This window comes from Pseudomonas sp. GW822-FHT02E03, from assembly GCF_058802325.1.
On record NZ_JBXAOA010000029.1, the window covers coordinates 39219 to 64808 of the forward strand.

Sequence of the window (25590 nt, forward strand, 5' to 3'; positions counted from 1 at the left end):
TCGGCTGCGAAGCAGTCGCAGGTTTTAGGGCCGCTACGCGACCCAGCGGGAGCAAGCTCCCTCGCCACAGGTCATCGGTGCATCAAGGCTTCGACGACAAATCCGCCATCCCCTTGAGCAATTCGATCGGCAGCGGAAAGACGATGGTCGAACTTTTATCCCCGGCAATCGAACTCAGCGTCTGCATGTAACGCAGCTGCATGGCACCCGGCTGGCGTCCGAGCATTTCGGCGGCCTGCATGAGTTTTTCCGAGGCTTGCAACTCACCTTCGGCGTGGATCACCTTGGCCCGACGTTCCCGCTCGGCCTCGGCCTGCTTGGCGATGGCACGAATCATCGATTCGTTGAGGTCCACGTGCTTGATCTCGACGTTGGCCACCTTGATGCCCCAGGCATCGGTCTGCGCGTCGAGCACTTGCTGGATATCGACGTTCAGCCGTTCCCGTTCGGCCAGCAATTCATCGAGTTCATGTTTACCGAGCACCGCCCGCAATGTGGTCTGGGCCAGTTGGCTGGTGGCCATGAGAAAGTCTTCGACCTGAATGATCGCCCTTTGCGGATCGAGCACGCGGAAATACAGCACCGCATTGACCTTGACCGAGACGTTGTCCCGGGTGATGACGTCTTGCGGCGGTACGTCGAGCACCACGGTACGCAGGTCGACGCGAACCATTTGCTGGACCACTGGAATCAGCAGGATCAGGCCAGGGCCCTTGACCTGCCAGAAGCGTCCGAGCTGGAACACCACGCCGCGTTCGTATTCGCGCAGGATGCGGAAGGTCGACCCCGCCAGTGCAATCAGCAGTAACAGCAGCGCGGCAAAACCCAGTTGCAGACCCATGACTATTCTCCGCCATCATTGTTCATACGGGCGCCGCGTCAGCCGCGACCACTTCCAGCAATAGACCCTTGCGTGCCACTACCCGGACCTGTTGACCCGGTTGCAGCGGTGTTTCGCTCATTGCCTGCCATTGCTCGCCTTGCAGGTGCACCCAGCCGATATAAGCGTTACCGGCCTGCAACGACGTTATCGGCGTCACGGCGCCCAGTATTTCGGCGTCACCGCTGACGTTGCGGCGCGGTCGGGTTTTCAAGGCGCGGATCACCAGGAACGTCAGCAGCAATGCGCTGATCAGCCCCAAGCCGATTATCAAGGGAACGGGGACTTCGGCATTGGTCAGAATCACCGCCCCAATCACGAACATCACAAGGCCGCCCAAGCCGACCACGCCGTAATTAGGCAAGGCCGCCTCGGCGATCAGAAACGCAATGCCGAAGATGATCAGCCAGAGCCCGATGGGATCGGGAACCAGCACCACGAGAGTGTCCGCCGCGAAAACCGGTCCGCTCAGGGCCAGCAGCAGCGTAATTGCACAGCAACGCATGTTCACTTGACCCTCCGGGAGAGTCATCCGTCCGCGAGCCGTTCATGACTCTGTATACCAGTCTAGTTGACCCTGCATTGGTATGAATTTTGACCAGTGTCGACAGCGTCCGACGGGCGGATTTCCCGCCGGATCCCACCAGTGGGCCTAGACTTTTAAGGGAGGCAAAAGTTAACCATCGTCCGCGATTCGTTGCTGCGGACACCGAGGTGCATCATGCGTATGGCAAAAACCGTGCAGAACAGCCTGGACAAGGCCCACTGCGAATATGACATCGTTTCCCACCCGCACTCGGCCAGCAGCCTTGAAACGGCTCGGCTCGCGGGTATCCCTGCCGAACGGGTCGCCAAATCGGTGATCCTCGACGACCGCCACGGGCATTACTTGATGGCCGTGCTGCCTGCCAGCCGTCACCTGGACCTGAGCAAAGTCCGTGGCAGCAGCGAATGGCAAGTCACCCGGGAAAGCAACCTGCCGCACCTGTTCGACGATTGCGAACGCGGCGCCGTGCCTGCACTGGGTGAATCCTACGGGATGGACATGGTCATCGACCCACAGCTGACCCGGCAGAAAGATATTTACCTGGAAGCCGGCAACCACAACAACCTGGTACACATGAGCGTGCCGGAATTCTTGAAAATGGTGCCGCATGCCGAAGTGTGCGAGTTGAGTCTTTCGGCATAACAGTCGCCCCGACTGACGTCATCGCGGGCAAGCCTCGCTCCTACAGGACTTGCGAAAACCCTGTGGGAGCGGGCTTGCCCGCGAATAGCCGCACCGCGGTCACCCATCCAATAAGCGATCACAAGGAGCCCGACATGGAATCCCCAACCCACAGCCTCCCATCCCTGTTCAAACAACTCGGCCTGCCGGATGACGCCGAAAGCATCGATAAATTCATCGCTACCCATTCACCGCTCAAACCCGAACTGCACCTGGCGGACGCGTTCTTCTGGAGCGAGAGCCAGGCAGAGTTGCTGCGTGAGGAGATTCTGGATGATGCGGATTGGGCGGAGGTGGTGGATCAGCTGGATGTGCTGTTGAGGAAGGGGCGGGGGGTGTAACAATCATCTTTCTGGTGGCCACTGTCGGGACGTATGCGCTAGAGCGAGTATCCAGATCGCGTCTGGCCCCAGTTCATAAACGACACGATAGCTCTGATGTGGAATTAACTCGCGGGTACCTGCAATGATTCCGCCAGGGCCGCTTTCTGGGTATTGGGCAATGCGGGATATCGCGTCCTTGAAGCGGTTGTCCATGTCGATGGCGGCTTGCGGGTTGACGGCATGCAGGTAATCCCAAATGTCTGCACGATCCTGTGCTGCTGTTGGCGTCCAGATTATCTTCATTCTTGTATAGCTGCTCGCACTCGCCTGGCAGTGAATTCTGCTTCAACTTCTTCATTGGTCAGGCCATCCCCAGCGCGCATGGAAACTCGGGCCTTATCGACCTTACGTTGCAGGAATGCTTCGTACTCGCGCGATTCTCGTTGGGTTTGAACGAATTGACGCATCATTTCCCTGACGATTTGAGAGGCAGGACGATGAGAAGCTTCTGCTTCGGCCATGAACTGTTCACGCAATTCGGGTTCGAGTTTCATCGTAAAAACGGCTTGTTTTGACATGTCCAAGTCCTCGGAATATGTACTGACGAAGTATATACATCTTCACTACATTCTTTGGTTCAAGCTTGTACACGTCACGACAGACGGACGTTCCTTGCATTGCGGCCGGGAAAGCGGACGAACGCAAGGGGCACACCCCGGCAAACCCTGAGGCCGTTGCTATGCTTTGACTTGATGGGGGCGCGTGGCGAACCCGTCGATCAAGGCTTGCGTTGATCATGGGGATCTAATAATGAAAAACCCTTACGCTCCCGGCTTCTGGTGCGCCATTGCGGCATTGGTTTTGCTGTCGGCCACCTATTTCTACGGCGTCATGCTGGCCCACCAGCTCGACACGGCGCTGATATTCCTCGACAGCGCGGCGGCGTTGATCGCCGTGATGGCTATCGTGGTGGTCGCCTGGGCTTCATTACAGAACCAGCGCATCAAGAAGCGACAACTTGAACAAGGCAAGACCCTGGTGCTGATCTGGGACACCAAGGTGGCTTTGCGTCGTGTCGAAACGGTGTTCGACCGGTATTTCTGGGGCAGTTACTGGCAACCGGGGCGCACGTTCCAGGAAGTCATGGGCGAACTCACCGGCACGCCGCTGGAAAAAAGCCTCGAAACCTTGAAAAAACAATGCCTGGCGCTGGACAAGCAAGTGGCCGATGAAGGGTGGCACTGGCTCAACAATGCGCGGGAGCTGTCCGATGTCGCCAACGCCATGGCCCGTGAACGCTATCAGCTGGATTTCTGCGACCCGCGCGCGGAAGTGACCGGCGGGGCGGTGATTAATCGGGATTTTGAAGTGCTGGTGTATACGTGGACTGCGCGGCTCAAGAGCTTTGATCATCAATTGGATGAGATTGAGGTTCAGTATTCCTGAGTTTGATGTTGGCAGGACTGACGCCATCGCGGGCAAGCCCGCTCCCACAGGTTCAGCGCAATCCTTGTGGGAGCGGGCTTGCCCGCGATGGCGATCTCATGACCACCAAAACTCTCGCCCCCATGCGCGATCCATAGACACTCTTTCACCTTTAATCATTGGGCCGCTTTGCGGAGCAAATGCTAATCTCCACCCCACTTCCAGCGCAGTCGGAACCGTAACCCGCCATGGGTTCAGGGAAGACGACCACACTTTCAACAACGGACATTGAACGGATACTTCATGAATAAATCAGCAGGCGTGCTACTAGGAATTGTCGTGGCCATCGGTGCCATCAGCGCTGGCGGTGCGTGGTACACCGGCAGCAAACTCGACGGGGTGCTGACCACCTCGATCACCGACGCCAACAAAGAGCTGCAAGCCGCGCTGGCAGGTTCCAACGGCACGGCGTCGCTGGAACTGGTGTCGCTGGATCGCCATGTATTCAGCAGCACCGCGCACTACCGCCTCAAGGGCGAAGGCGAAATGTTTGGTGAAGCACCGGTCGAGTTGCTGTTCGTCGACCGCATCGAACACGGTCCGCTGCCGTTCTCGCGCCTGGTGTCGCTGAAGTGGTTGCCGGTCCTGGCGACCAGTCACTATGAGCTGGAAAAGACCCCACTGACCGAAAAGTGGTTCGCTGCCGCCAAGGACAAATCCCCGGTCAAAGGCGTGGTTAACATCGGCTACGACAATTCCACCAAGGGCACCCTCGAGTTTCTACCGCTGGAAACAGCACTGGATGACAAATCCAATCTGACCTTTTCCGGCATGAAACTCGATGTAGCCGCCAGTGCCCAGGCGCAAAAGGTCAAGGCAGACGGTTATATGGACAGCCTGAAGCTGACCACCGTGGCTGAAGATCAGACCCCGGTGCAGGTCGAGCTCAATGGCTTGACCGTGGCCAGTAACCTGAACAAAAGCACGTACGGCTATTACACCGGCGAAAACACCGTCGTGCTGACCAGCAGCAAAACCACCTTCGGCGCCAAGCAATCGGTACTCGGCGTCAAGAACTTTGAAATGAAGAACCAGACCGAGGAAACGGGTACCAACGCTTCGGGGCGTGCCGATTACAAAGTCGGTGAAGTGTCCTTGAACGGCAAGGTTATCGGTTCTGCGAAGATGGCCATGAGCCTGAAAAATCTCGACATCCCGTCAACGATGTCGCTGATGCAGATCTACCAGACCAAACTGCAACCCTACGAAAGGGCCGCCGCTGAAGCCGCTGCCGCCGGTGAACCGGCGCCGGAGCTGAACCTGACCCCGGCTGAAGAGGCGCAGGTCAAGACCGGCCTGGAGAAACTGCTGGCCGCAGGTCCCCAAGTGGCCCTGGAAAACCTGTCGTTCAACACCAGCAACGGCGAAAGCCGCGCCAACCTGGTGCTGGACCTGACCAAACCGCAGTCCATGGACCTGCCGCCAGACCAGTTGGTCAAGCAATTGATCGCGCTGCTGGACTTCAACCTCTTGGTGTCCAAGCCAATGCTGGTTGACGTGCTTACCGTGCAATCGCAAATCGACGGCCAGACCGACGCCAAGCTCATTGCCGATCAGGCGAGCGCAACCGCCGACATGTTCAGCAGCATGGCGGTGGGCACGCAACTGGCGAAACTGGACGGTAACAACGTCGTCACCAAGCTGCACTACGCCAACAATCAGGTGGACTTCAACGGCCAGAAAATGACCCTCGAGGAATTTGTCGGCTTCGTGATGAGCAAACTCGGCGGCACGGGCGACGTCAGCATCCAGTAAAAACTACAGGCTTCAACACAACGCCTGGCCTCTGCAGTACGCAGACGCCGGGCGTTTTGCTGTCTGGGTTTTCGAAACGGGGAGAGGGGGGAGGAGGTTCCAATGCCAGTCAATCAAGGTACGGAACCTGTGGGAGCGGGCTTGCCCGCGATGAGGTCGTGTCAGTCGATAAAGATGTTGACTGATAGATCGCTATCGCGAGCAAGCCCGCTCCCACAGGTTCTGCATCTTGACTGACTGGCATTGAGAGAAGGCCCGAGCACCACGAATCTGAACAATTATTGTGCGCTGAATAGTTGACTTCGCTTGCATGCAAAACTGCGTCGATAAAGCCTGGCCGGGTCTTTCGATCCGGCTTTCCGCTACGAATGGGCAAGGGGACATTGCGACCCGGCTGGCCATGTAAGGATGCTGACGAATGCCGTGTATTGCTGGTCCCTTTATTCATCGTGGTTTACGCCCCTTGTTTCGCGTTGCGCTGTGCGGCCAATTGCTGTGGCCGGTGCTGGCGTTCGCCGATACGCCTTATGACCAAATGGTTCGCGATGCACGAGCCGGCAACTACACGCCTGCGCTGGCTGTATTGCGCCAGGTGCCGGTAAACCAGGCCACCACCGGCCAGATCAGCGATCACTTGCAGATCGCCAGCTGGGCAGGCCTGGACGCTGAAGTGGTTCGGGTCTATGAAACCCAGGGGCACAATCGGGCGTTGCCGGTTCAGGCCCTGACCGCCACCGCGCGTGCCTATCGCAACCTCAAGCGCTGGGACTCGGCGACCCAGGTATACAACAAGGCCCTGGCCCTTGACCCGAAAAATGCCGACCTGCAGCTGGGGTTGGCGATGACCCAGGCCGACGCCGGTAAGCCTGACGAGGCGGTTGCCCGCGCCAAGGCTCTGGTGGCGGCGAAACCGGATGACCCTTCCCGCCGCTTGGCCCTGGCCTACGCCTTGACCCGCGCCGGTGCCACCTACGACGCATTGTTTGAATACGACCAGGCTTTCATCCGCGCCGGCAGCAAGCCCGACGTCGCTCGGGAATACGTGATTGCCCTGCAACGCGCCCGCCTGCCGGAACCGGCCTTGCGCCTGGCGCGTCAGCGGCCGGGGTTGTTGGATCCGGTCACGTTGCGCCGCCTTGAAGGTGACTTGGCCGCAGAACGCGTGCGTTTGGCCGAGCTGGCCACCCGCAGCGAAAAAGAACGTTATCTGATCGCTGATCGGGCTCTGGCCGATTACGACCAGTTGCTGACGACCTGGACGCCGGATACTCAGGCCCACGATGACGTCATCCGCTGGCGAATCGATCGCATGGGCGCCCTCAAGGCCCGCGCGCGCACCGCTGATGTGATCGCCGAATACCAGAAATTGCTCGCCGAAGGTGTGAAGATTCCGACCTATGCCCTGCGTTGGGTGGCGTCGTCCTATCTGGACCAGCGTCAGCCAGAAATCGCCACCGATTTGTATCGTCAGGTGCTAGTCGCGCCGGATGCCGATGTCGGCGACCGTCTGGAAGACAGTACCGCGCTCTATTACGCCTTGCTCGAAAGCGATAAGGCCGATGAAGCACGTCAGGTCGCTGAAGACTTGGCCAAGACCCAGAAGCCACGGGTCGAGCTCAAGGGCTTGCCGGTGGGCAATCCCAACGATGAATGGATGGACGCGCAGCAACTCGCTGCCCAGGCCGGCACCTACGGCGCTGATCTACCGTCGGGTGAGCAGCGTTTGCAGACGCTGGTGGATCAGGCCCCGGGCAACCTCGGCCTGCGTCTGGCCCAGGCCGATCTGTACCTGGCCCGGGACTGGCCACGGCGCGCCGAGAATCAGCTCAAGGAAACCGAGAGCATGGCGCCGCGGGACATCGGGCTGGAAGTTGCGCAAGGTCACACCGCCATGGATCTGCAGGAATGGCGGCAGATGGATGCGCTGACCGACGATGTGGTCGCGCGTTTTCCGGGCAACCGTCAGGTCCAGCGTTTGCAGCGCCAGCGTGCGGTCCATGACATGGCCGAGCTGCGGGTGGAGGCCTACGGCGGCAAGAGTTATGGCGGGGGCAACGGCGACGCCGGGGCGGTCAACGGCAGTCGCGATTTCGGCATCGAAACCACGCTGTACAGCCCACCTATCGATGAAGACTGGCGCGTGTTCGCCGGTGCCGGTTACGCCACCGGCGACTTCCAGGAAGGCACCGGCCACCATCGTTTTCAGCGCGTCGGGCTAGAACGCCGGACTCGCGATATGACCCTGGAGGCGGAAGTCTCCAACCATTCCTATGGCTTCGGTGACAAACAGGGCGCGCGCCTGGCGATTGCCCGAGACATCGACGATCACTGGCAGTACGGCGGCAGCCTCGAATACCTGTCGGCGCAAACGCCGTTGCGGGCCTTGAACAGCGACATCACCGCCAACGGCGGCAGCGGTTTCATCCGTTGGCGCGCCAATGAGAGCCGCGAGTGGAGGCTGGCGGTCAGCCCCTCGCACTTCAGTGACGGCAACAACCGTGTCGAAGCCTTGCTCACCGGTCGCGAGGGTGTTTACCGCGCGCCGGGGTTGCAAGTCGACCTCGGCCTGGAGGTCGGCACCAGCCATAACTCCAAGTCCGACGACGTGCCGTATTTCAACCCAAAATCCGACTTCAGCGTGCTGCCGACGGTGAACGTCAATCACGTGCTCTACCACCGCTACGAAACCTCCTGGAGCCAGCAGTTCCAGGCCGGTGCGGGCACCTATAGCCAGCGCGATCACGGGACCGGCGGCGTCGGCCTGTTGGGTTACGGCCAGCGCTACAGCTGGAACGATGTATTCGAGGTGGGCGGCCTGCTGAGCGTGATCAACCGGCCTTATGACGGCGACCGCGAAACCGATCTGCGCCTGCTCGTCGACCTCACTTACCGCTTCTAGAAGAGTTTGAAGATGCCTTTTATTTCGCGTTTCATCCTTTTGCTGGGAGCGCTGTTGATCAGCGCCTGCGCCCAGCAAGCCCCGGCCTTCGCACCGCCGTCCGAACGTCCGATGCCGGCCAATGAAAAGCCGTGGCCGAAAAACCACGTACTCGGGATCGCTTACCACGATGTCGAAGACCGTGACCCCGATCAGGCGGTGGTGGCCGTGCGCACCGAGCGTCTGCTCGAGCAACTGGCGTGGCTGCGGGAGAACAACTACAAGCCGGTCACCATCAACCAGATCATGGCCGCTCGCAACGGTGGCCCCGAGCTACCGCCACGGGCGATCGTGTTGAGTTTCGACGATGGCTATTCGAGCTTCTACACCCGCGTTTTGCCGGTGCTGCGCGCCTATAACTGGCCCGCCTTGCTGGCGCCGGTCGGGGTGTGGATCGATACGCCGCTGAACCAGCCGGTGGATTTTGCCGGTACACCGCGCAAGCGTTCGGACTTCCTGACCTGGGAGCAGATCCGCGAAATCTCCCGATCCGGCCTGGTGGAAATCGCCGCCCACACCGACGCCAACCACAAAGGCGTGTTGGCCAACCCGCAAGGCAACCTGCAACCGGCGGCCGCGACCCGGCGCTATGACGCGGCTACCGGTCGCTATGAAACTGAAGCGCAATTCCAGGCCCGGATGCGCGCCGATGTGGCGGCCATCTCGGAGAAGATCCTCAAGGTCACCGGTTACAAACCGCGTGTCTGGGTCTGGCCCTATGGCGCGGCGGACGGCACTTCGCTGCAAGTGGTCAACGAGCAGGGTTATCAGATGGCCCTGACTCTGGAAGATGGCCTCGATGCCCTCGACAACCTGATGAGCAGCCCGCGCTTTCTGGTGGCCTCGGACCCGGATGGCGAACACTTCGCCAATAGCATCGTTTCGGTGCAGACCGAATCGCCGATGCGCGTGGTGCATGTGGACCTGGACAACGTCTACGACCCGGACCCGGCCCAACAGGAAATCAACCTCGGCAAACTGATCCAGCGCATGGCCGACATGGGCGCCAATACGGTGTTTCTGCAAGCCTTCGCCGACCCTGCCGGCGATGGCCTGGTGCACTCGCTGTACTTCCCCAACCGGCACCTGCCGATGCGCGCCGATATCTTCGACCGCGTGGCCTGGCAGTTGCGCACTCGGGCTCAGGTCAAAGTCTATGCCTGGATGCCGGTGCTGAGTTTTGCCCTGGATTCGAAGCTGCCACGGGTCACTCGTTGGGACCCGAAAACCGGCATCACCTCGATCGATCCGGACCAGTACAAGCGCTTGTCGCCATTCGACCCGAACGTGCGGCGCATCATCGGTGAAATCTACGAAGACATGGCGCGCCTGACCTCGGTCGACGGCGTCCTCTATCACGATGACGCGGTGCTGTCGGACTTCGAAGATGCCGGCCCTGAAGCCCTGAAGGTTTACGCCGCCAACGGTCTGCCGGGTTCGATTGCCGCCCTGCGTGACGATCCGGCCACCTTGCAGCGCTGGACGCGTTTCAAGAGCCGCTACCTGATCGATTTCACTCACGAACTGACCGCCAAGGTCCGCGCCATTCGCGGCCCGCAAGTAAGAACGGCGCGCAATATTTTCGCCGAGCCGATGCTCAACCCCGAGAGTGAAGCGTGGTTTGCGCAGAACCTCGACGACTTCCTGGGCGCCTACGACTGGACGGCGCCGATGGCCATGCCACTCATGGAAAAACAGAGCCGCCAGCAATCCGGCCCTTGGCTCGAAACGCTGGTGGCAACGGTCAAATCGCGCCCCGGCGCACTCGAGCGCACGGTGTTCGAATTGCAGGCCCGTGACTGGACGAAAAGAACCGACGCCGACATCGACGGCGAACAGTTGGCTGACTGGATGGGCCGCCTCAAGCGTCAGGGCGCCACCAGTTTCGGCTACTACCCGGACAACTTCCTTGAGAACCAGCCGGACCTGAAAACCGTGCGGCCCGCGCTCTCCAACAAGTGGAATCCATAACATGCTGGACAGACTTCTAGCCCTGCTGGTTCTGGCGATCGTCCTTGGGGTTCCCCTCGGGCTGATCTTTCTGCTCACCGGGCAATTCCTGATGGACTTCGTGTTCTTTTATCCACTGTTCATGTCGGGACTGTGGATCGCCGGCGGCCTGTATTTCTGGCTGCATTGGGAGCGGCACTGGCCGTGGCAGGACGATACTTTGCCGCCAGCGCTGGCCGGCGAACCGCTGATCTCGATCCTGATCCCTTGCTACAACGAAGGCGACAACGCGGCCGATACCATCCATGCGGCGCTGGCCCAGCATTACCCGAACATCGAAGTGATCGCGATCAACGACGGCTCCAAGGACAACACCGCCGCGGTGCTCGATGCACTGGCGGCGCAGGATCCGCGTCTGCGGGTGCTGCACCTGGCGGAGAATCAGGGCAAGGCCGTGGCCCTGCGCATGGGTGCCATTGCGGCGCGCAGCGAGTATCTGGTGTGCATCGACGGCGACGCATTGCTGGCGCCGAACACCGCGGCGTATCTGGTGGCGCCGATGCTCGACAATGCGCGCCTCGGCGCCGTGACCGGCAACCCGCGAATCCGCACCCGTTCGACCTTGATCGGCCGCGTACAGGTCGGCGAGTTCTCGTCGATCATCGGCCTGATCAAACGCACCCAACGGGTATTCGGGCGGATCTTTACCGTCTCCGGGGTGATCGTCGCCTTCCGTCGCACGGCGCTGAACCGGGTCGGCTACTGGAGCCCGGACATGATCACCGAAGACATCGACATCAGTTGGAAGCTGCAACTGGATCACTGGAGCATTTTCTACGAGCCCCGCGCGTTGTGCTGGATCCTCATGCCGGAAACCCTCGGCGGCCTGTGGAAACAGCGTCTGCGTTGGGCCCAGGGCGGCGCCGAGGTGCTGTTCAAAAACATCCGTGGCATCTGGCAATACCGCCATCGTTACCTCTGGCCGCTGCTGTTCGAATACTGCCTCTCCACCGGCTGGGCCTTCACCTTTCTGCTGTCGGTGATTTTCTGGGGCGTCGGCAAATTCATCGAGATGCCGTCCGCCATTGCCGTTGATCACCTGATGCCACCGGCCTTTACCGGACTGCTGTTGGCAGTGGTCTGCCTGGTGCAATTCGCGGTCAGCATCCTGATCGATCGCCGTTACGAAAAGGGCCTCGGCAAGACCATGTTCTGGGTGGTCTGGTATCCGCTGGTGTTCTGGCTCATCAGCCTGCTTACCACCCTGGTCAGCTTCCCGAAAGTGCTGTTCGGTCAACATCAGAAGCGCGCGCGTTGGGTCAGTCCGGACCGGGGCATCAAGCCGCTGAATGACGATGAAGAGGAAGTCATCAAATGAAAATCATCAGAACCCGGCAGCGGCCCTTTCTGGTCGTGATCGATGTCTTTTTAACCGTGCTGGCCTGGGTCGGTCTGCTGTATTTACTGGTGCGGGGTTTGTGGCCGTTGGTCGATACCCATGACGGCCCGCGCATCGATGCGTCGTTTTTCGACGCCCTCGGCACGTTGCAGATTTACCTGTGGGTGGCGTTGTTGAACGCGGTGATCCTGATCACCTGGGCGCGTTATCAACAGCGCAAAAGCAAGAGCTTCGCCCAGCGCCGTTTGCCGGCGCCGGTGGTGGATGATCAGGGGCTCAGCAAAAGCTTCAAGCTGACCGGCGACCGATTGGCGAAACTGCGCACGCCGGGCTCGATGACCATTCATAACGATCAGGATGGCGATGTCAGTCATGTCGTTACGCACTTCTTCCCGGTCGACCCGGCTGACCTACCGCCGCCTTTGGCGCCGCTTGAGCATTCGCTGGTGATCCGCCTGTCAGCCGAAGATGACGATAACCGAGAGCCGCTGAGCCACGTCTAGATTCGCATTCCCCTGTGGCGAGGGAGCTTGCTCCCGTTTGAGTGCGTAGCACTCACAAAAACTTTGGTACATCAGAGATTTTGCGTCTGCTGCGCAGACGAACGGGAGCAAGCTCCCTCGCCACAGAGGTTTGCGCCTCGCCACAGAGTTTTACGGTGGTCGGCGGGGGAAACAGCCGTCAATTCATGTCCCGAACCAAGCGCCACGCCTCATCCACCGACAACGGCTGTTTCATCCGTTCAGCGAGCATTGCCATCGCCCGCTCTTCATCGCAGGCCACGGCCGCCGCCACCACGCCGTTCTTGCCGAACAGGCCAATAAACGGTGGATGGTCAGGATCGCCTTTGAACTCAACCTCATCCCAAGCCTGGGCGTGACCGAGGTAGTCGTAGTTTTTGCCGAAGTGCCAGGTCCAGAAATACGGCACGTCGAGGTAGCGTTCGTCGCCGCCGAGCATGTTCGCCGCCGCAATCCGCGCCTGTTGCTGGGCCAGGCGCCAGTGCTCGATCCTTTTCGGCTGGCCGTTGAGCGGGAAGGTCGCAATGTCGCCAACGGCCCAGATCCCGTCGGTCACGCGCATCCCACCGTCGACCTTCAACGACAGATCCTTTTCTTTGGGCAAATCGGCAAACGGGGCCGTTGCCGGAGTGACGCCAATGCCGACCAACACCAGATCTGCCGGCAAGCGCTGACCATTGTCCAGCAGCACCGCTTCGACTTTGCCTGCGCCTTCAATCCGGGCCGCTTCGCCATCGGTATGAAACACCACGCCGTTGGCCTCGTGCAGGGCACGAATCGCTTTGCCGACGGCATCGCCGAAGTGCGCCTCGAACGGGATGGCATGGCGGGCCAGAACGGTGACATCCAGGCCGTACTGACGCAGGGATGAAGCAGATTCCAAAGCAATGAAACTGTCGCCAACGATCACTGCCCGTTGACCAGGTTTGGCGGCTGAAAGAATCCGCTGCGCCTGCGCCTTCGAGCGCAGCACGAATACCTGCGGCAGGTCGGCGCCAGGTAGCGACAGGGTTTTGGGTATGCCGCCGGTGGCGATCACGGCGGCGTCATAGCTCAACGATTGACCATCGGCCAGGCGCAGAGTCCGGTCCGCTGCATCCAGTCCCATCACATCGCTGTTTATCCGCTCAATGCGCTGTTCTTGATAAAAATTTTCATCGCGCAGAGGTGGCACTTCGTCCGGCGGCATCTCGCCTGCAATCACGAATTTGCTCAATACCGTACGGTCGTAGCCGGCCTCGGGCTCACGGTCGATCAGCATTACCCGGCCGCCGAAGCCTTTCTCTCGCAGCGCTGCGGCACAAGCCGTACCGGCGGCACCGGCGCCGATAATGACAAAGGTCCGCTTATCATCAGCCGGCGGTGTGCTCGCGGTGGGCATCGGCTGGTCATCGACCCAGACCTCATCGTCGCGGACTTCAAGCGGGTAGCGTCGCAGACTGTCCAGGGACGGTGGCTCGCATAACGCGCCGTCTTCGAGCCGGTACGCTGCCTTGTGCCACGGGCAGATCAGCCGCCCCTCACACAGCGCACCTTTGGCCAAGGGAGCCCCGGCGTGCGGGCATTTACCCTGATAGGCGCGCAATTGATCGCCGAGCCGCAGCAAGACGATTTTCGTCTTATCGATCCGGACTTCAAGGCCACGGTCTTGGGGTACATCAGCGAAACGGGCGACGCGATGCAGGGCCATGATCGATCTCCTGGCAAGTGTTTCACTTAGGAGTTTGGCGCTTATTCCCAGGTTCAGCCAATTCTGCTGCCAGCGCACGAACGGTCCGGCTATAGTTTGCCAGCCGACGACGGCCTCACCCGCACAAGGTGCTCCGGTATGACCCGATTGACCTTTTTGAACCCTTGGCTGGCGGCCGTTGCAGTCGCCCTTTGCGCGCAGTTTCCGGCGCAGGCCCAGGAGCGTTTCACCCTCAGCATTCCCGGCGTTTCGGACAATCGTCTGTTCACGTCGGTGGCAGCCAGTGATGCCAACGGTTGTGGCGGCAAAAACCAGTCCCCGGCCTTGAGCTGGAACGCCGGCCCCCCGGGCACCCTCAGCTACGCCATCGTCATGCACGACCCGGACGGTCAGAAAGGCCTGGGTGTCGATCACTGGATTCATTACGGGATCAAGGCCGCGACTCGGCAGATCCCGGCCGGTGTCGGTGCCAAATCTGCCCTCGAAGGCGTGGGCGGCACCAACATCAAAGGCACCACCGGTTACATTGGCCCTTGCCCGCCCATTGGCGACAGCTCCCATCACTACATCATTCAGCTTTACGCCCTGGACCTGGCGCCAGACGCCTTGCCTGCCGGCCTGACCCGCGCGCAACTGATGGAACAAATCAAAGGCCATGTGCTGAAAAACAGCAGCGTGGTGCGGCGTTATCACCGCTGAAGATTTTTTCCGGCGATTAACCCGAACCTGCCGGGCTGTCCGTCTCAGAGGATGAATGAGTCAATTTCCTCCTGAGGTCAGCCCCCATGTCCCTCCCTCTGCATTTCCTCCGTCCGGCCGCCCAGGGTTTCGCCGCCGGGTTGTTGCTGGCCGTTGCCGGTTGCGGCGCTTCATCCACGCCAGACTCTGAGACGAACAGCCCGGCAGTGGTCGCGCCACCGGCTCAAGAGGCGCCGAAAACTGAAGCGTTGGTGCGCCGCGAAGCAGTCATGGCGGACACCTCGATGGCCAAGCATAACGCGCGACCGGCACCGTTAGTCGCGTTCGCGCCCATGCCGGCCGGTGAGGCTTATCCACAGGGCTATCGGGATGAGCAGCGGGAGCAATATCAGGCGTTGGCCGATAACCCGATTCACAGCGTGACCGAAGCACCGGTCTCGACCTTCAGTGCCGATGTCGACACCGGCGCTTACGCCAATGTTCGGCGCTTGCTCAATCAGGGGCGCTTGCCTCCCGAAGGGGCGGTGCGGCTGGAAGAAATGGTCAATTACTTCCCCTACGACTACGACTACGCCTTGCCCACCGATGGCTCGCCGTTCGGCGTGACCACCGAGCTGGCGCCGTCGCCGTGGAACCCGCATACCCGATTGCTGCGCATCGGCATCAAGGCATCCGATCGCGCGGTGGCGCAACTGGCCCCGGCGAACCTGGTGTTTCTGGTGGACGTGTCCGGCTCCATGGACCGTCGCGAAGGTTTGCCGCTGGTCAAAAGCACCCTGAAATTGCTGGTCGATCAATTGCGCGAGCAGGACCGGGTTTCACTGGTGGTCTATGCCGGAGAGACTCGCGTCGTCCTGGAGCCAACTTCCGGACGGGAAAAAGCGAAAATTCGTACCGCCATCGATCAATTGACTGCGGGCGGCTCGACCGCCGGCGCGTCGGGTATCGAACTGGCTTATCAAATGGCGCAACAGGCGTTTATCCCCAAAGGCATCAACCGCATCCTGCTGGCCACCGATGGTGATTTCAACGTTGGCATCAGCGACTTCGACAGCCTCAAGCAAATGGCTGTGGATAAACGCAAGACCGGCGTGTCCCTGACCACCCTGGGTTTTGGTGTGGATAACTACAATGAACACCTGATGGAACAACTGGCCGACGCTGGCGACGGTAACTACGCCTACATCGACAACCTGCGCGAGGCGCGCAAAGTGCTGGTGGATCAGCTCGGTTCGACTTTGGCGGTGGTGGCCAAAAACGTGAAGCTGCAGGTGGAGTTCAATCCGGCGCAGGTCAGCGAATATCGGCTGCTGGGTTATGAGAATCGCGCCTTGAAACGCGAGGATTTCAGCAACGACAAAATAGATGCCGGAGAAATCGGTGCAGGACATACGGTGACCGCGTTGTATGAAATTGTGCCCAAGGGCGAGAAGGGCTGGCTGGAACCGCTGCGCTATGGCACTGCTGGGGCCGATGTTTCCGCAAAAACCGGGGAAATGGCGATGTTGCGAGTGCGTTATCAGTTGCCGGAAGGTGGGAATAGTCGCTTGATCGAGCGGCCAATCCTGAAGGGGGAGGCCGGCAAACTCTCGGCCGCCAGCGATGACCTGCGCTTTGCCGCCGCCGTCGCTGCCTTTTCCCAGCAACTCAAGGACGGGCGTTACACCGGTGAGTTCACCCTGAAGGACACCGAAGCCCTGGCCCGTGGCGCACGGGGCGATGATCAATTCGGCCTGCGCGGTGAGTTCGTGCAGTTGGTGGAGTTGGCGCAGAGCCTGCGAACCCCGACGGCTTCGAATCAACAGCCCCATGACAACCGGATAGAGTGAAAGAGGCCAGCACTGACATGTCCGATCCTGTAATCAGCTCAGCCGCCGGCAGCGACGAATCGCTGCTGGCGCGCTACCGCTCGGGCGACGGGCCGGCGTTCGAAGTTTTGTACGCCCGCCATCGCCAGGGCCTGTATCGATTCCTCCTCGGCCTCAGCGGCAAGCCCGAACTGGCCGAAGAGGTGTACCAGGAAACCTGGCTGAGCCTGATCCGCAGCACCAGTCAGCCACAAGGTCGGGCGAACTTTCGTACCTGGCTCTACCAGATTGCCCGCAACCGGCTGATAGATCACTGGCGCAAACACGGAATCCACAACCCCTTGCACGACAGCTATGACGAGCAAACCCATGCACTGATCGATGACGCGGCCGACCCCGAACAACTGCTAAGCCTGAGCCGCGACGGTCAACGACTCGAAACCGCCCTGCAAACCTTGCCCGCCGACCAGCGCGAAGTGTTCCTGCTGCGCGCCCACGGCGACCTCGACCTGCCGCAGATCGCCACCCTCACCGAAACACCGCTGGAAACCGTAAAAAGCCGCTTGCGCTACGCCCAGCAAAAACTGCGTCGGCTGCTGGCCGAGGAGGTACTGACATGACTGACGCCCGACAAACACCGCCATCGCCCGACGATGAAGTGCTCAAGCATTTTCGCGATCACAGCAGCGGCGAACCACCGGCGCATCTCGACGCCTTCATCCTCGCAACGGCCCATCGCGAAGCTCCCGCGCCGAAGCCGAACCTGTGGCAGCGCTGGCTCCGAGCCTGCCAGCAACCCCGTTGGCAGGTTGCGTTCGCCAGCCTCGTCGGCGTCGCACTGATGCTGGCGCTGGTACAGCGCACGCCGGAGCAACTGCCGAGTTATGACTTCGCGCCTGCGCCAAAAGCGTCCGCACCGCTCTCCAAGCAGGAAGCCGCTGAAGCGAATGAACCCGCTGCTCGCGCCCAGGCTGCGCCGGCCGGAGCAATGTCCGCGCCCGCACCGGCTGCGCCAATGGCGGAATTTTCTGCACCGTTGCAGCGCGAGTCGATCAATAGCGAAATGGCTGACGAAGCAAAACTCAGCAAACGCGCCGCCGCGCCGGCCAAGTCATTGGATGATCAATTACGTGAAGTGATACGCCTGCAAGACGCCGGTCAAACCCAAGCCGCCGAGGCGCTGATGACGACACTGCACAGGCGCTTCCCCAAGGAAAACCTCACGGCCCGACTCAAGGATTTGCAGAAGAAATGAGGTGAACAGCGGTCGGCAAATTTGGCATCGACACCCGAAAGCGCGCACTATCGGCCTATAGCCGATGCGTTGGAGGATGCCGTGGCCCAAAAAATCGACCGCATCGCCCAAATGCTCAACTGCCCGGTGAAGGGGGAGGAACTGCGGCGGGCAGTGACTGAGAGTCGTAAGGAGTTTCTTCTGGCGAAACAGGCAGAAGAAACGCTTGAGGAAGACGTTCTTGATGATGAAGTGGTCGAGGACGAAGAGGATGATGATTACGACGAGTTTGACTGGACGACTGAATGAAAAAACCGCTTCGGCGGTTTTTTGTCATTGATAAATGCTGTTTGACCTTGAGTCCATCTAGGTGTGTTTTACGCAACAGGTGTAGGGGGCGGTAGCAGCAGCGCCGCTGACTACCCAAGAAACTACCCAAGAAACTACCCAAGAAACTACCCAAGAAACCGCCCAAGAAACTACCCAAGAACTACCCAAGAACTACCCAGAAAATGTTGTGGGGTAAGGCGATGAGCATCGACAGCGACTGGTTCATCCGCACGCGGCAGACCTGAAACGAGTCAGCGATTCGAACCGTCAAGTTTTCCTTGACGGTTGCCTCTGCCTTGACTGGATCACCAGTGCCTACCGGCAGTTGACGAGAAGTCCTCAACCCTTACAATCACCCACAACACGGCCCCTGTCGGTTGATGCGCTTCGGTGCTGAGACTGCTCAGGGGTTTTTTATTGCCTGGATTTTTCCGCCCTGCCAGTCGAGTTTCTGCCAGTCTTGGTCAATCCTCATCCGTCCAGGCCCAGATAGATAAGGATTCGCGGTTGCTTTCTTTTGCCTGGTATCATAATTTCATACCATGAATAACAAACAGCTCAGCACCCTGAAAGCAATATTCTCAAGGCCGACCCCAGCCACGCTGGAGTGGGCCCGTATCGAGTCTTTATTCGGCGCCGCTGGTGCCAAGACCATTGAAGGCAATGGGTCCCGGGTACGCTTTGAGCTGAACGGTGTGGTTGCCACCTTTCACCGACCACACCCGGACAAAGAAGCAAAGCCCTACCAGGTTCGTGATGCTCGGGCTTTCCTTGAACAAGCAGGAGTCACCCCATGAACGTAATGAATTACAAAGGCTATGCCGCCCGAATTGAATACAGCGAGGAAGATGGCCTGTTTGTCGGCCATATCGCTGGTATTAGAGATGTCGTTGGGTTTCACGGCGAGTCAGTGCAGGAGCTTCGAAATGCATTCGAAGAGGCCGTTACTGATTATCTGGATACTTGCGCTAAGCTCGGACGTGCGCCGCAGAAGCCCTATTCTGGCAATCTCAGTCTACGTTTAGCACCGGCACTCCACGCAACTGTCGCCGTAAAAGCGCAGTTAGCCCACAAGAGTATCAATCAGTGGGTAGCTGAGGTTCTTGATCGTGAGGTGCATGCCTGACCGCTGTCATTGCACCTTCTTGAAAAGAAGCCAGAAGGTGTAAACCTTATTCAGGACGAGACAATACCCACAAAAAAGCCCCAGACCCAACGGCCTGAGGCTTTCTCACTTCTACATATGGTGCACCAGGCGGGATTCGAACCCACGACCCCTGCCTTCGGAGGGCAGTACTCTATCCAGCTGAGCTACTGGTGCGATGCGGGCGCCATGATACTCATATGCACTGCGGGCGTCCATGCTGGTGAATCGTCTGCCTTTTTCAAAAGCGTAACCTGCGTTTGCTACGCTGATCCGAAAAAATAGGCAAATGCGGCGTTTTCGTTCTTTTTTTCGAACAGCCTATTGTCCTTTACCCCCTTTGATCCTAGGATTCGTTTGAGATTTCAAACGCTCTTGTCTGGGTGCTGAACCGCACGAGTTCGATCAGTGCGCTATTTATGTGCTTCAGCCCGGTGAATGATTTCCCTGACGGCAGCCTATAAGGCGCCTTTCTACAATCATAATTCGCTCCGCCTCGCGCGGTGCTGTTAAGGAAAGCCGACATGCAGCTTAAAGACACCCAGTTGTTCCGCCAGCAAGCCTTTATCGATGGCGCTTGGGTCGATGCGGACAACGGTCAGACGATCAAGGTCAATAACCCGGCAACGGGCGAAATTCTGGGCACTGTGCCGAAAATGGGCGCTGCCGAAACCCGCCGTGCGATTGAAGCCGCTGATAAAGCGCTGCCGGCCTGGCGTGGCCTGACCGCCAAGGAGCGCGCGAACAAGCTGCGTCGCTGGTTCGAACTGATCATCGAGAACCAGGACGACCTGGCGCGCCTGATGACTCTGGAGCAAGGCAAGCCATTGGCTGAGGCCAAGGGCGAGATCGTTTACGCCGCTTCCTTTATCGAGTGGTTCGCTGAAGAAGCCAAGCGCGTTTACGGTGACGTGATTCCGGGCCACCAGCCAGACAAGCGCCTGATCGTGATCAAGCAGCCGATCGGTGTGACCGCTGCGATTACTCCGTGGAACTTCCCTGCCGCGATGATCACCCGTAAAGCCGGCCCGGCCCTGGCCGCTGGTTGCACCATGGTGCTCAAGCCGGCTTCGCAAACCCCGTTCTCGGCGTTCGCCCTGGCTGAACTGGCTCAGCGTGCCGGTATTCCGAACGGCGTGTTCAGTGTGGTGACCGGCAGCGCCGGCGATATCGGCAGCGAGCTGACCGGCAACCCGATCGTGCGCAAACTGTCCTTCACCGGTTCGACCGAAATCGGTCGTCAGTTGATGACCGAGTGCGCCAAGGACATCAAGAAAGTTTCGCTGGAACTGGGCGGCAACGCTCCGTTCATCGTGTTCGACGACGCGGACCTGGATAAGGCCGTCGAAGGCGCGATCATTTCCAAGTACCGCAACAACGGTCAGACCTGCGTCTGCGCCAACCGTCTGTACATTCAGGATTCGGTCTACGACGCGTTCGCCGAAAAACTGAAAGTGGCCGTGGCCAAACTCAAGATCGGCAACGGTCTGGAAGACGGCACCACCACTGGCCCGCTGATCGACGAAAAAGCCGTGGCCAAGGTGCAAGAGCACATTGCTGACGCCGTCGGCAAAGGCGCTACCGTGCTGGCGGGTGGCAAGAGCATGCAAGGCAACTTCTTCGAGCCGACCATCCTGACCAACGTGCCGAACAACGCTGCCGTGGCCAAGGAAGAAACCTTCGGTCCATTGGCGCCACTGTTCCGCTTCAAAGACGAAGCCGATGTGATCGCGATGTCCAACGACACTGAGTTCGGTCTGGCCTCGTACTTCTATGCTCGTGACCTGGGCCGTGTGTTCCGTGTGGCTGAAGCCCTGGAATACGGCATGGTCGGCGTCAACACCGGGTTGATCTCCAACGAAGTCGCGCCGTTCGGCGGCATCAAGGCGTCGGGCCTGGGCCGTGAAGGCTCCAAGTACGGCATTGAAGATTACCTGGAAATCAAATACCTCTGCCTGGGCATCTAAGGCAAGGCATTGCTTCAAGCGCAAAGGGCACGAGAGCGCTGTCCCTTTGCGACGCTTCAAACGGAATTTTCTCTGTGGCCGGGAAAGCTGTGGCAGTCGATCATCGCATGCTGCCGTAGTTGCCTCCCCGCCGCATTTTCCTTGAACCACGCCGCCCGATGAGCGGTGAATGAGGACACTATGAGCAAGACTAACGCATCCCTGATGAAACGCCGCGAAGCTGCTGTACCGCGCGGTGTTGGCCAGATTCACCCGATCTTCGCCGAGTCCGCGAAGAACGCCACCGTGACCGACGTTGAAGGTCGCGAGTTCATCGACTTCGCCGGCGGTATCGCCGTGCTGAACACCGGTCACGTGCACCCGAAAATCATCGCCGCCGTTACCGAGCAGCTGAACAAGCTGACCCACACCTGCTTCCAGGTACTGGCCTACGAGCCGTACGTGGAAGTGTGCGAAAAAATCAACGCCAAGGTGCCAGGTGATTTCGCCAAGAAAACCCTGCTGGTAACCACCGGCTCCGAAGCCGTGGAAAACTCGATCAAGATCGCCCGCGCCGCCACTGGCCGTGCTGGCGTAATCGCGTTCACCGGGGCTTACCACGGTCGCACCATGATGACCCTGGGCCTGACCGGTAAAGTCGTGCCTTACTCGGCCGGCATGGGCCTGATGCCAGGCGGCATCTTCCGCGCGTTGTACCCGAACGAACTGCACGGTGTGAGCATCGATGATTCGATCGCCAGCATCGAGCGCATCTTCAAGAACGACGCCGAGCCGCGTGACATCGCTGCCATCATCATCGAGCCAGTTCAGGGCGAAGGCGGTTTCTACGTCGCGCCTAAAGAGTTCATGAAGCGTCTGCGCGCCCTGTGCGACCAGCACGGCATTCTATTGATCGCTGACGAAGTACAGACTGGCGCTGGCCGTACCGGCACCTTCTTCGCCATGGAACAGATGGGCGTTGCCGCCGACCTGACCACCTTCGCCAAATCCATCGCTGGCGGTTTCCCGCTGGCCGGTGTGTGCGGCAAGGCCGAATACATGGACGCTATCGCTCCAGGCGGCCTGGGCGGTACTTACGCCGGTAGCCCGATCGCTTGCGCCGCGGCCCTGGCCGTGATGGAAGTGTTCGAAGAAGAGCACCTGCTGGACCGTTGCAAAGCGGTTGGCGAGCGTCTGGTGACTGGCCTCAAAGCCATCCAGGCCAAGTACCCGGTCATCGGCGAAGTGCGTGCCCTGGGCGCGATGATCGCGGTCGAGCTGTTCGTCGACGGCGACAGTCACAAGCCGAACGCGGCTGCTGTGGCATCGGTTGTGGCCAAGGCGCGTGACAAGGGCCTTATCCTGCTGTCGTGCGGCACCTACGGCAACGTTCTGCGCGTACTGGTACCGCTGACCTCGCCGGACGAGCAACTGGACAAAGGCCTGGCGATCATCGAAGAGTGCTTCGCCGAGCTGTGATCCGAGTGCTCTGATTCATTTGTGATCTGATCGACAAAAAACCCGCTTCGGCGGGTTTTTTTATGGTGCTTGAAACACATCAGGGCAATTGAGCTGTATCGAATGGCCATCATTGACTAAGGTGCAAGCATTGCCGTTGGAGTGTGCGATGACTGCTGTGGTTTTACCCGCTGTACCGCGTGTGCTGATTGCCGAGGCGGACCCTTGGTCTCGCGATCTGCTCAAGCAGGTGTTGTTGAATGTGCGCTGCGACGCGCGGCTGGACCTGTGTGCCGATGGTCAGGAGACCTTGCAGCTGTTGGCGGAAAATCCTTATGACCTGGTAATCGTCGACTGGGAGTTGCCTGGCGTCGATGGCCTGAACGTTCTGCGCAGTGTTCGCCAGCGTAAGCGTAATCCGCCGCTGCCCTTCATTCTGATGAGCAGCCGTAACGACAGCGCCAGCGTGCGCGAAGTCTTGCCCCTGGCGCCCACGGCGTACCTGACCAAACCCTTGAACATCGAAAACCTGACCCAGCGCCTACAGGATTTGTTGCTGAATGCCGGCGAAGAGGTGTCCTGTGAGGCGCCGTCATTGGCGCCAGGCATGACCTTGTCGGTGTATCTGGAGCGACGTCGCGAACTGGCGGAGGGTGCGCCGTTGATGACCGATGTGCAGGTGGCGATCAAACGTAGCCTCAATCCCGATGGCCTCGATCTGACGCGGCTGGAAGACGAAATCCGCACTGATCCGCAAATTACCGCTGTCCTGATCGCCGCCGCCAACAGCGCAGCCCAGCATCATGGCGTCGCTGTGCAAACCCTGGCCCAGGCGCTGCAACGCTTGGGCACCGGGCAAAGCATGAACCTGATTCTGGGGCTCGCTCTCAAACGCAGTGCCCGGCTCAGTGATCCGCAGCTGGCGGACTATGCCGAGCGTTATTGGGAGTTGTCGCTGCACACCGCCGAATACGCCCGGACACTGGCGCGTTTGCTGGATCTGGATCAGGCGCGCTGTTATTGCGCAGGCATGCTGCATTGCCTCGGCGACCTGGCGTTGCTGCGTTGTTTGCAGGAGTGGAAGCAGGCCGGCGGTGAGCTGGATGAATGGCAAGAAGTCGGCGATGTATTGGCCGAATTCGGCGCGGCCTATGGTTCGGCGCTACGGACCCGCTGGCGGCTGCCCTTGGAGCTGCGGGAGCTGATTGCGGCGGTTTACCAACTCGGTGGCGGGGTTTACTCCCGTGAAGCGCTGGTGATGAACATGGCCGCGCAACTGGCGCGCCTGACCGAGCATGAGGGGATCGAGGCGCTGGCCAAGAGCCGCACAGCGCGGTTGCTCAAGATCGGATTGCCGGAATTGATGCGTTTGCGCAAAAAATAAGCTCAACTCAAACCCTGTAGGAGCGAGGCTTGCCCGCGATGAGGGGCTGACATTCAGCATTGATGTAGGCTGATAGTCCGCCATCGCGGGCAAGCCCGCTCCCACAAGTTTTGCGTTGAATTTCGATTCGAGCTCAGCCAGAGATAATCCGGTTCTTGCCCTGGCGCTTGGCCTGGTACATCGCCGCATCGGCGCGGGCGAACAGCCTGTCGATGCTTTCATCCTCGTATGTAAGGCTGCTCAGGCCCTGGCTGACGGTGATGCCGAAGGTCTGGTTGTCATGGCTGAAGCTTAACCGCTGAATTTCCCGTTGCAGACGCTCGGCCACTTGCATGGCCATGTCCGGTGCACAGCCGGGGAACACGGCTGCGAATTCCTCACCGCCGATCCGTCCGAACAGATCACCACGCCGCAGGGCCGCGCGACCGCTCTCGGCGATGCGTTGCAGCACCTTATCGCCCTCCTGATGGCCGTAGGTGTCATTGACCACTTTGAAGTCATCGATGTCCAGCAGCAGGAACGCCATCGGCGCACCGTTCAACCGCGCCTGCTCGAATTCGCGATGGGCGCATTCGAAGAAGTGTCGGCGATTGCTGCTTTGGGTCAACACGTCGGTGCTGGCTAGATGTTGCAGCTCGGCTTCCATCTGCTTTTTTTCGGTGATGTCTTCGGCAATGCCGACGATGATCACCGGTTGGCCCGGCTCGGCCTGACGGTTGATGAAACACTTGTCGCTGAGCCAGCGCACCTGGCCGTCGGCAGCGATGATGCGGTACTCGCGGTCTTCAACGGCGCCTTTGACCAGCACTTGCGCCAGGCTGCGCTCGGCGTAGTCCAGATCGTCGGGATAGACGCTGTCGCGCCAGTGGTTGTAGTCGGACAGCAACAGACCGGCGGGGCGGCCGAAAATCCGTTCATAGGCCGGGCTGACGTAAAGCACCTGACGGGTTTCCCAGTTGTATGCCCAAAGCACGGCGTTGACGCTGACCAGCAGCGAGCTGAACAGCTGTTCGCGTTCGCTCAGGCGTGCCACTTCACCCTGGGCATGCATCAGCGCCATCAGGGTTTGCGCGGCCTCGGGCCACTGTGGAATGGATGTGTCTTGTAGGCTTTTATTAACCATCGGCACAAATCTCAAAGGGCGTGCCGCTATGTCGACAGCGGCCAAGAACAGAGCCCGCCTGGATGGCGAAGTGTCTTTGAGATAGGGGATTTGGAGCGAAGTTCCCGCCTTGGGTGGCGAGAGAGCATGCTCCCGCCGGGCGGTTAAAACACGTCGCTGGTTTGCGATGGCTTCACCGTCAAGCGGGTGGGGGCAAGCCCGAAGGGCGGATCGGATACGTAGGAGCCAGGGTTGGGGGGGGGGGGGGGGGGGGGGGGGGGGGGGGGGGGGGGGGGGGGGGGGGGGGGGGGGGGGG

At 59.9% G+C, this 25590-nt stretch carries 24 protein-coding genes and 1 tRNA gene; 18 read left to right on the forward strand and 7 right to left on the reverse strand.

Translation table 11 applies throughout. From position 1 onward, the window contains the following. Window positions 1-82: 82 nt before the first annotated feature. Entirely contained in the window at window positions 83-841 is a 759-nt protein-coding gene (locus tag AC1RQB_RS20295) for a slipin family protein (RefSeq protein WP_008009522.1), read from the reverse strand. 22 nt (window positions 842-863) lie between these two features. Continuing rightward, window positions 864-1391 (reverse strand): NfeD family protein, encoded by a 528-nt coding sequence (locus AC1RQB_RS20300; RefSeq protein ID WP_063341936.1) that lies wholly within the window; start codon window positions 1389-1391, stop codon window positions 864-866. Window positions 1392-1601: 210 nt separating this feature from the next. Between AC1RQB_RS20300 and AC1RQB_RS20305 the strand changes: the two genes are divergently transcribed. Both AC1RQB_RS20305 and AC1RQB_RS20310 read left to right on the forward strand, forming a co-directional pair. After that, complete coding sequence (locus tag AC1RQB_RS20305; RefSeq protein WP_007899556.1) at window positions 1602-2069, forward strand: aminoacyl-tRNA deacylase; 468 nt, start codon at window positions 1602-1604, stop codon at window positions 2067-2069. A gap of 134 nt (window positions 2070-2203) precedes the next feature. Next, on the forward strand, window positions 2204-2449 hold the full coding sequence (locus AC1RQB_RS20310) for a DUF2789 domain-containing protein (protein WP_008068578.1): 246 nt from the start codon (window positions 2204-2206) through the stop codon (window positions 2447-2449). 3 nt (window positions 2450-2452) lie between these two features. On the opposite strand, the gene AC1RQB_RS20315 is transcribed toward AC1RQB_RS20310, so the two are convergent. Both AC1RQB_RS20315 and AC1RQB_RS20320 read right to left on the reverse strand, forming a co-directional pair. Further along, the gene (locus AC1RQB_RS20315) at window positions 2453-2734 is read right to left on the reverse strand and encodes a type II toxin-antitoxin system RelE/ParE family toxin (protein ID WP_008068579.1); all 282 of its coding nucleotides are present in this window, start codon (window positions 2732-2734) and stop codon (window positions 2453-2455) included. After that, complete coding sequence (locus tag AC1RQB_RS20320) at window positions 2731-3009, reverse strand: hypothetical protein (protein ID WP_008068580.1); 279 nt, start codon at window positions 3007-3009, stop codon at window positions 2731-2733. The genes AC1RQB_RS20315 and AC1RQB_RS20320 overlap by 4 nt, the downstream gene beginning before the upstream one ends. Before the next feature lie 232 nt (window positions 3010-3241). On the opposite strand from AC1RQB_RS20320, the gene AC1RQB_RS20325 reads away from it, so the two are divergent. From AC1RQB_RS20325 to pgaD, 6 genes are all read left to right on the forward strand, one after another. Then, complete coding sequence (locus AC1RQB_RS20325; protein WP_008068581.1) at window positions 3242-3877, forward strand: hypothetical protein; 636 nt, start codon at window positions 3242-3244, stop codon at window positions 3875-3877. Between the two features lie 282 nt (window positions 3878-4159). Next, window positions 4160-5671, forward strand: a complete 1512-nt coding sequence (locus tag AC1RQB_RS20330) for a YdgA family protein (protein WP_063341935.1) — start codon at window positions 4160-4162, stop codon at window positions 5669-5671. A gap of 418 nt (window positions 5672-6089) precedes the next feature. After that, window positions 6090-8570 (forward strand): poly-beta-1,6 N-acetyl-D-glucosamine export porin PgaA, encoded by a 2481-nt coding sequence (gene pgaA / locus AC1RQB_RS20335; protein WP_063341934.1) that lies wholly within the window; start codon window positions 6090-6092, stop codon window positions 8568-8570. Between the two features lie 12 nt (window positions 8571-8582). Next, entirely contained in the window at window positions 8583-10580 is a 1998-nt protein-coding gene (pgaB, locus tag AC1RQB_RS20340; RefSeq protein ID WP_207267429.1) for a poly-beta-1,6-N-acetyl-D-glucosamine N-deacetylase PgaB, read from the forward strand. 1 nt (window position 10581) lies between these two features. Continuing rightward, the gene (gene pgaC / locus AC1RQB_RS20345; RefSeq protein ID WP_063341933.1) at window positions 10582-11937 is read left to right on the forward strand and encodes a poly-beta-1,6-N-acetyl-D-glucosamine synthase; all 1356 of its coding nucleotides are present in this window, start codon (window positions 10582-10584) and stop codon (window positions 11935-11937) included. Further along, entirely contained in the window at window positions 11934-12461 is a 528-nt protein-coding gene (pgaD, locus tag AC1RQB_RS20350) for a poly-beta-1,6-N-acetyl-D-glucosamine biosynthesis protein PgaD (protein WP_063341932.1), read from the forward strand. The genes pgaC and pgaD overlap by 4 nt, the downstream gene beginning before the upstream one ends. A 178-nt stretch (window positions 12462-12639) precedes the next feature. Here pgaD and AC1RQB_RS20355 read toward each other — a convergent pair whose 3' ends face one another. Further along, window positions 12640-14169, reverse strand: coding sequence for an FAD-dependent oxidoreductase (locus AC1RQB_RS20355; RefSeq protein ID WP_063341931.1), 1530 nt, complete (start codon window positions 14167-14169; stop codon window positions 12640-12642). Between the two features lie 138 nt (window positions 14170-14307). Between AC1RQB_RS20355 and AC1RQB_RS20360 the strand changes: the two genes are divergently transcribed. The 7 genes from AC1RQB_RS20360 to AC1RQB_RS20390 all read left to right on the forward strand — a co-directional run bounded on the left by AC1RQB_RS20360 (window position 14308) and on the right by AC1RQB_RS20390 (window position 19366). After that, window positions 14308-14868 carry a YbhB/YbcL family Raf kinase inhibitor-like protein gene (locus AC1RQB_RS20360; RefSeq protein WP_063341930.1) on the forward strand — a complete coding sequence of 187 codons (561 nt, stop codon included), beginning with the start codon at window positions 14308-14310 and terminating at the stop codon, window positions 14866-14868. 86 nt (window positions 14869-14954) lie between these two features. Beyond that, window positions 14955-16697: a vWA domain-containing protein gene (locus AC1RQB_RS20365; protein ID WP_063341929.1), complete on the forward strand. Its 1743-nt coding sequence runs from the start codon at window positions 14955-14957 to the stop codon at window positions 16695-16697. A gap of 17 nt (window positions 16698-16714) precedes the next feature. Beyond that, window positions 16715-17296 (forward strand): RNA polymerase sigma factor, encoded by a 582-nt coding sequence (locus tag AC1RQB_RS20370; RefSeq protein WP_063341928.1) that lies wholly within the window; start codon window positions 16715-16717, stop codon window positions 17294-17296. Then, window positions 17293-17931: a hypothetical protein gene (locus AC1RQB_RS20375; protein ID WP_063341927.1), complete on the forward strand. Its 639-nt coding sequence runs from the start codon at window positions 17293-17295 to the stop codon at window positions 17929-17931. Before AC1RQB_RS20370 ends, AC1RQB_RS20375 begins: the two co-directional genes overlap by 4 nt. A 21-nt stretch (window positions 17932-17952) precedes the next feature. Further along, window positions 17953-18219: a hypothetical protein gene (locus AC1RQB_RS20380; protein WP_219734682.1), complete on the forward strand. Its 267-nt coding sequence runs from the start codon at window positions 17953-17955 to the stop codon at window positions 18217-18219. 563 nt (window positions 18220-18782) lie between these two features. Then, window positions 18783-19037, forward strand: coding sequence for a type II toxin-antitoxin system HicA family toxin (locus tag AC1RQB_RS20385; protein ID WP_081235251.1), 255 nt, complete (start codon window positions 18783-18785; stop codon window positions 19035-19037). Beyond that, the gene (locus AC1RQB_RS20390) at window positions 19034-19366 is read left to right on the forward strand and encodes a type II toxin-antitoxin system HicB family antitoxin (protein ID WP_063341925.1); all 333 of its coding nucleotides are present in this window, start codon (window positions 19034-19036) and stop codon (window positions 19364-19366) included. The genes AC1RQB_RS20385 and AC1RQB_RS20390 overlap by 4 nt, the downstream gene beginning before the upstream one ends. 118 nt (window positions 19367-19484) lie before the next feature. Here AC1RQB_RS20390 and AC1RQB_RS20395 read toward each other — a convergent pair. Continuing rightward, window positions 19485-19561 (reverse strand) — tRNA-Arg (locus AC1RQB_RS20395). A 347-nt stretch (window positions 19562-19908) separates the two neighbouring features. On the opposite strand from AC1RQB_RS20395, the gene gabD reads away from it, so the two are divergent. The 3 genes from gabD (at window position 19909) to AC1RQB_RS20410 (ending at window position 24172) form a co-directional block, all read left to right on the forward strand. Next, window positions 19909-21351, forward strand: a complete 1443-nt coding sequence (gene gabD, locus AC1RQB_RS20400; protein ID WP_008068633.1) for an NADP-dependent succinate-semialdehyde dehydrogenase — start codon at window positions 19909-19911, stop codon at window positions 21349-21351. 180 nt (window positions 21352-21531) lie between these two features. Further along, entirely contained in the window at window positions 21532-22809 is a 1278-nt protein-coding gene (gabT, locus tag AC1RQB_RS20405) for a 4-aminobutyrate--2-oxoglutarate transaminase (RefSeq protein WP_008068635.1), read from the forward strand. 148 nt (window positions 22810-22957) lie between these two features. Then, complete coding sequence (locus AC1RQB_RS20410) at window positions 22958-24172, forward strand: response regulator (RefSeq protein WP_063341924.1); 1215 nt, start codon at window positions 22958-22960, stop codon at window positions 24170-24172. A gap of 133 nt (window positions 24173-24305) precedes the next feature. Here AC1RQB_RS20410 and AC1RQB_RS20415 read toward each other — a convergent pair whose 3' ends face one another. After that, on the reverse strand, window positions 24306-25295 hold the full coding sequence (locus tag AC1RQB_RS20415) for a GGDEF domain-containing protein (RefSeq protein ID WP_063341923.1): 990 nt from the start codon (window positions 25293-25295) through the stop codon (window positions 24306-24308). Between the last annotated feature and the right edge of the window lie 295 nt (window positions 25296-25590).

Excerpts from the sequence above, each read along its gene's own strand:
- AC1RQB_RS20295 (WP_008009522.1), bottom strand. The coding sequence starts at position 841 with ATGGGTCTGCAACTGGGTTTTGCCGCGCTGCTGTTACTGCTGATTGCA.
- AC1RQB_RS20305 (WP_007899556.1), top strand. The coding sequence starts at position 1,602 with ATGCGTATGGCAAAAACCGTGCAGAACAGCCTGGACAAGGCCCACTGC.
- AC1RQB_RS20310 (WP_008068578.1), top strand. The coding sequence starts at position 2,204 with ATGGAATCCCCAACCCACAGCCTCCCATCCCTGTTCAAACAACTCGGC.
- AC1RQB_RS20315 (WP_008068579.1), bottom strand. The coding sequence starts at position 2,734 with ATGAAGATAATCTGGACGCCAACAGCAGCACAGGATCGTGCAGACATT.
- AC1RQB_RS20320 (WP_008068580.1), bottom strand. The coding sequence starts at position 3,009 with ATGTCAAAACAAGCCGTTTTTACGATGAAACTCGAACCCGAATTGCGT.
- AC1RQB_RS20325 (WP_008068581.1), top strand. The coding sequence starts at position 3,242 with ATGAAAAACCCTTACGCTCCCGGCTTCTGGTGCGCCATTGCGGCATTG.
- AC1RQB_RS20330 (WP_063341935.1), top strand. The coding sequence starts at position 4,160 with ATGAATAAATCAGCAGGCGTGCTACTAGGAATTGTCGTGGCCATCGGT.
- pgaA (WP_063341934.1), top strand. The coding sequence starts at position 6,090 with ATGCCGTGTATTGCTGGTCCCTTTATTCATCGTGGTTTACGCCCCTTG.
- pgaB (WP_207267429.1), top strand. The coding sequence starts at position 8,583 with ATGCCTTTTATTTCGCGTTTCATCCTTTTGCTGGGAGCGCTGTTGATC.
- pgaC (WP_063341933.1), top strand. The coding sequence starts at position 10,582 with ATGCTGGACAGACTTCTAGCCCTGCTGGTTCTGGCGATCGTCCTTGGG.
- pgaD (WP_063341932.1), top strand. The coding sequence starts at position 11,934 with ATGAAAATCATCAGAACCCGGCAGCGGCCCTTTCTGGTCGTGATCGAT.
- AC1RQB_RS20355 (WP_063341931.1), bottom strand. The coding sequence starts at position 14,169 with ATGGCCCTGCATCGCGTCGCCCGTTTCGCTGATGTACCCCAAGACCGT.
- AC1RQB_RS20360 (WP_063341930.1), top strand. The coding sequence starts at position 14,308 with ATGACCCGATTGACCTTTTTGAACCCTTGGCTGGCGGCCGTTGCAGTC.
- AC1RQB_RS20365 (WP_063341929.1), top strand. The coding sequence starts at position 14,955 with ATGTCCCTCCCTCTGCATTTCCTCCGTCCGGCCGCCCAGGGTTTCGCC.
- AC1RQB_RS20370 (WP_063341928.1), top strand. The coding sequence starts at position 16,715 with ATGTCCGATCCTGTAATCAGCTCAGCCGCCGGCAGCGACGAATCGCTG.
- AC1RQB_RS20375 (WP_063341927.1), top strand. The coding sequence starts at position 17,293 with ATGACTGACGCCCGACAAACACCGCCATCGCCCGACGATGAAGTGCTC.
- AC1RQB_RS20385 (WP_081235251.1), top strand. The coding sequence starts at position 18,783 with ATGAATAACAAACAGCTCAGCACCCTGAAAGCAATATTCTCAAGGCCG.
- AC1RQB_RS20390 (WP_063341925.1), top strand. The coding sequence starts at position 19,034 with ATGAACGTAATGAATTACAAAGGCTATGCCGCCCGAATTGAATACAGC.
- gabD (WP_008068633.1), top strand. The coding sequence starts at position 19,909 with ATGCAGCTTAAAGACACCCAGTTGTTCCGCCAGCAAGCCTTTATCGAT.
- gabT (WP_008068635.1), top strand. The coding sequence starts at position 21,532 with ATGAGCAAGACTAACGCATCCCTGATGAAACGCCGCGAAGCTGCTGTA.
- AC1RQB_RS20410 (WP_063341924.1), top strand. The coding sequence starts at position 22,958 with ATGACTGCTGTGGTTTTACCCGCTGTACCGCGTGTGCTGATTGCCGAG.
- AC1RQB_RS20415 (WP_063341923.1), bottom strand. The coding sequence starts at position 25,295 with ATGGTTAATAAAAGCCTACAAGACACATCCATTCCACAGTGGCCCGAG.